Here is a 1,661-nt window from a genome sequence, read left to right as displayed (position 1 = left end):
CACATGCATGCAGCGACACACCTGTGTCACCAGACTGCGAAGAGAAGCGTGACCCGGATGAGCGACATCGATCCCGCAGAAAGAAGGAAGACGAGCTTGACCCGAACGCCCAATTAGAGAAGCTGCCGTTCGCCAGGCAGGCCATCGCTGCGGTGCAGCTTCACCCAACCGGCCGTTCGAGCCATTGTGCAGCAAGGCCTTGCAGGCGGAGGTTGGCAGAGCGGACTTTTGGGACTTTCATTGCGCCAAGTGTTAGGGCCCTGTCTGGGTGGGACGATGCTACAGATCTGCTTCCAGCCCAAGCGCAATTCCTCTCTCGCTGCGATACTGTTCGATGGCGTCCCAACTCTTTCCAGACCGCTCGATGAAGTGCGTTAGGACGACTCCTACATAGCGATTGACCCGATTAAGGACGTCTCGTCTTTCGGCCTGACCCAAAAGGTCCTCTAAGTTCGCGCCAACGTGAACAACATTATGCCGCAAGCCAGAATCCCGGCCCTCGCTGTCTTTACCCATGCTTGTAAGGAAGCGAAAATCTTGCATGATTGCGTCGTACTCTGTCCGATCCTTGGCTACGTGGCGACCAATTCGCTTTTTGACTTTTTGCATGGTGATGTACCCGTCGGGATCTGCTAGGTACTCTATGAGGGTCATGAGTTGGAGGAATTTTTCGGTTTCGCTTGCCGCTTCCAAAGCGGTTGAATGTAACCGAAGGCCACGTCGCGCAATGTTTCCAACTTCGCCGTGCCGCAATTCAGGTAGATAGCAGCCCTTATGGATTTCAAGTCCAAGCCCTGCCACGATGTCGTGCGTGACTAACTGTCCAGCGACGATGTAACTCTCGTGATCCATTAGGCTATAGAACAAACCTGCGGTAAATTGGGGCTTTGGTAAGTACCCGGCCCTGCCAGGCAGAGTGTCCGGAAGGTCGATCCTACAATACCAAAACCGAAGTAAGTCGATTATCGCTTCGGCTTGCCTTGCTGCCACAGCGATTGCGTCGAGATGCACTTGGTGATCTCTCGCCTCGAGGAACTCATCCCAGTCTAAAACGACCGGTAGGGCCAGTAGCCCGCAGTCGAAAAAGTCGTCAATCGTGATCTGCGTAGCACCACTCTTGAGCCAAGTGAGATCGGAGCCCGACGCCTCTATCCTTCTTGGTGTAGTCGCCGCGCTGCGGCGCTCGGCCTCCTGCCATTCATGAGCAGGAAAGGAGACCACTCTAAGATCACCTGGTGTAAGCGAACCTGGTGGGTAGAAGACGAGATCCGCGGCAAGTTGTACGGGTTCCTCTGCAAATACCCGGCTAATTGGGAGTAAGCAGAGCCGCGCGCCTGCGTGAAGAGCGGCAGAGAACTTAGTTCTTGGGTCGTCTATCATAGGGAAAGTCTCTAATGTTCTGCGACTAACTAACTCAAGGTTCCATGGCAGTCACCGAAGCAACCGTCCATTGGTAATGTGCATTGGGACCGAACCGGACCTATGGCAGCGCGGCGACTACCTCGCCCAGGTGCGGTGATCCACCTGCCACAGACGGCCCAGAGCATGCGTAATTGGGCTGCCTCTGTGGAGAGGTCGAGCTCCTGTTAGGATCGGATGATCCAATGGAAGGGAGTGAGATATGGAATACTTTGCCGGACTTGATGTTTCGCTGCGCAGCT

At 54.9% G+C, this 1,661-nt stretch carries 1 protein-coding gene; it reads right to left on the bottom strand.

Going from position 1 to position 1,661, the window contains the following annotated elements:
• Positions 1–279: 279 nt before the first annotated feature.
• Positions 280–1,221 (bottom strand): hypothetical protein, encoded by a 942-nt coding sequence (locus tag KM176_RS24705; protein WP_160897347.1) that lies wholly within the window; start codon positions 1,219–1,221, stop codon positions 280–282.
• Between the last annotated feature and the right edge of the window lie 440 nt (positions 1,222–1,661).

The sequence above is a fragment of the Pseudooceanicola endophyticus genome, assembly GCF_018760365.1.
GTDB classification, from domain to species: Bacteria; Pseudomonadota; Alphaproteobacteria; order Rhodobacterales; family Rhodobacteraceae; genus Pseudooceanicola; species Pseudooceanicola endophyticus.
The sequence above is the reverse complement of the archived record's forward strand: the minus strand, read 5'-3'. Positions and strand labels throughout refer to the sequence as shown.